At 56.8% G+C, this 2570-nt stretch carries 2 protein-coding genes and 1 pseudogene; 2 read left to right on the plus strand and 1 reads right to left on the minus strand.

Annotation, left to right across the window (positions count from 1 at the left end; genetic code table 11):
- Nucleotides 1–560 (minus strand): annotated as a pseudogene (locus AWB67_RS36260) (transposase); the annotation flags it as partial.
- A 698-nt stretch (nucleotides 561–1258) separates the two neighbouring features.
- On the opposite strand from AWB67_RS36260, the gene chvE reads away from it, so the two are divergent.
- Nucleotides 1259–2320 (plus strand): multiple monosaccharide ABC transporter substrate-binding protein, encoded by a 1062-nt coding sequence (gene chvE / locus AWB67_RS36265; RefSeq protein ID WP_087660670.1) that lies wholly within the window; start codon nucleotides 1259–1261, stop codon nucleotides 2318–2320.
- A 113-nt stretch (nucleotides 2321–2433) separates the two neighbouring features.
- Nucleotides 2434–2570 (plus strand): ATP-binding cassette domain-containing protein (locus AWB67_RS36270; protein WP_125477847.1); only part of this gene is annotated, 137 nt, incomplete at its 3' end.

A 2570-nucleotide genomic window follows, 5' to 3' on the forward strand; every position in this document is an offset into this window, starting at 1 on the left:
CTTCTTTAGCGCACCGCGCGCCTGTATATAAAGGCTCCGGTAGATTGTCTCGTGAGACACTTGTAGTCCCTGTTGACCGCATACGAGTGCTTGAGCCAACCGGCAATCTGTTCTGGCGACCACTGCAACTGGAGTTTGCTCGCCACGACCCGGGCGAGTTGGCGATTCCTAACAAGCTTACATTCCTTTGTACGACGGGCGCGATCCCAGGCAAGCGCATCAGCTCGATTCGCCCGATAGCCTTGAGAACCACCATTCCGCCCGATTTCCCAACTGATGGTGGAAGGGGCCCGTCCAAGCCGGCTAGCCACAGATCGAATCGAGTGCCCCGCTACCAGTGAGCGCGATATCTCCTCGCGCTCGGCGAGCGAGAGCGCCAATCTGGAACGATGTCGTGGTGCCGGCTGTATTCCACCTGTCTGCGCCAGAATTCCCTGTACTGACGAGTGACTTTGATTGAATCGCTGCACAATATGCTGAAGCGACTCGCCTTTTCGCCAGAGTCCCCACATTAACGCTTTCTGGCTCTCGCTGTAATAGATCCGGGTTCGGTATTTCATCTGCAACATTCCTGCTGCTCACGCAGCATCGATTGTGTTGCATCGACCGGTTGATCCGCAGCCATCAAGGGACATTCGTGCCTTACATTGACGGGGCGTTCGGGCGGCGGGTACTCGATTGGGACCGGACATTCGTCGATGGGGTGGCAGGCCGCCGGCTTCCCCCAGCGCGGATACGTATATGAGTCCGGCCAAACACGATCCCACCGTCTAGCCCTGCAATCAGCCAGCCGATTTCAGTGCAGCGGGTGTAGAGGGCATAGTGCAACGGGCGATACCGAAAATGATATCAATGCTAGGGGGTTTTTATATTGGACGCATGCTGACGCCGGACGTAGACTTGCTTCCAATCCGCCTGAGGGCAAAACCAAAACGTGCGAAACCGGAGCGGGAGACACGAATTACATCAATGGGCGCCGGGTCAGCGGCGTCACAGGGGTATCGCAACAATCCCCCGACGGGGCGTGAAGTGGTCGCCTGATATGCGCACGGTGACCGGGCGCAGGCCTACAAGACGGGTGCAAGCTTGAGTGCGCGCGAGCCGGGGCTTGATGAGGACGGTTCCGTTCCATCAACGAGACCACCTATATGCGGGCCTGACACGGACAAGTGAAGATCAATCCGCGGTGTTTTAACAATACGCTCGCCTGGACCGCGGCCAGAGCGGCACTCATTCATACGCCGAAGGAGACTTACCGATGAAACGTCTGTTCTTGAAAACCCTAATTGCGGTCATGGCGCTGCCAATGATCGGTATCGCAAATGCCGACAACAAGGGGCTAGTTGCTGTGTCCATGCCGACCAAGTCGTCGGCGCGCTGGATTGCCGATGGCAATAACATGGTCAAGTATCTGCAGGCGAATGGTTACTCCACCGATCTCCAGTATGGCGACGATGACATTCCGAATCAGCTCGCGCAAATCGAGAACATGGTCACCAAGAAGCCGAAGGTGCTGGTGATAGCAGCAATCGATGGGACGACGCTGACCGATGTGCTCAAAAAGGCGCACGATGCCGGCATCAAGGTCATTGCATACGATCGCCTGATCAAGGGCACGGCCGATGTCGATTACTATGCGACGTTTGATAACTACAAGGTCGGCGTGCTGCAGGCGCAGTCCATTGTTGACAAGCTCGGTCTGAAACAGGGTAAAGGCCCTTTCAATATCGAACTGTTCGGTGGTTCGCCCGACGACAACAACGCCTTCTTCTTCTATAACGGCGCGATGAGCGTGCTGGATCCGTACATCAAGAGCGGCAAGCTGGTGGTGCGCAGCAAGCAGTTTGGTATGAACAAGGTCGGTACGCTACGCTGGGATGGCGCCGTCGCTCAGGCCCGTATGGACAATCTGCTGTCCGCTTACTACGGCAATGCCAAGCTCGACGCCGTGTTGAGCCCGTATGACGGCCTGAGCATTGGCATTCTGTCGTCGGTCAAGGGTGTGGGTTATTGCACGGCTCAGCAGCCGTGCCCGATCGTCAGCGGGCAGGACGCCGAGATTCCTTCGGTCAAGTCCATTCTACACAACGAGCAGTACTCAACCGTGTTCAAGGACACGCGCCAGCTCGCCAAGGTGACGGTTGCGATGATCGACGCGATGGCACAAGGCAAGCAGCCGGAGGTTAACGACACCAAAACCTACAACAACGGTGTGAAGGTTGTTCCGTCGTATCTGCTCAACCCGGTACTGGTGGATGGCTCCAACTGGAAGCCGATCCTGATTGACAGCGGCTACTACACGGAAGCGCAGGTCAAGTAAGGCAATATCGAAGTCAAGTCTGTCGCCGGAGGCGCCACGCGCGCTCCGGCTAGCGGACCCTGCATAACATCACAAATTCAGGAGACGGCGTGGCGGACGAGACCATCCTGTCCATGCGCAGCATCACCAAGACGTTTCCGGGTGTCAAAGCACTCGATAATGTCAATCTGACGGTCAAAGCTGGAGAAATCCATGCGATCGTCGGTGAGAATGGCGCGGGCAAGTCCACTCTCATGAAGGTGCTGAGCGG

The organism is Caballeronia terrestris (genome assembly GCF_001544515.1).
Classification (GTDB): Bacteria; Pseudomonadota; Gammaproteobacteria; order Burkholderiales; family Burkholderiaceae; genus Caballeronia; species Caballeronia terrestris.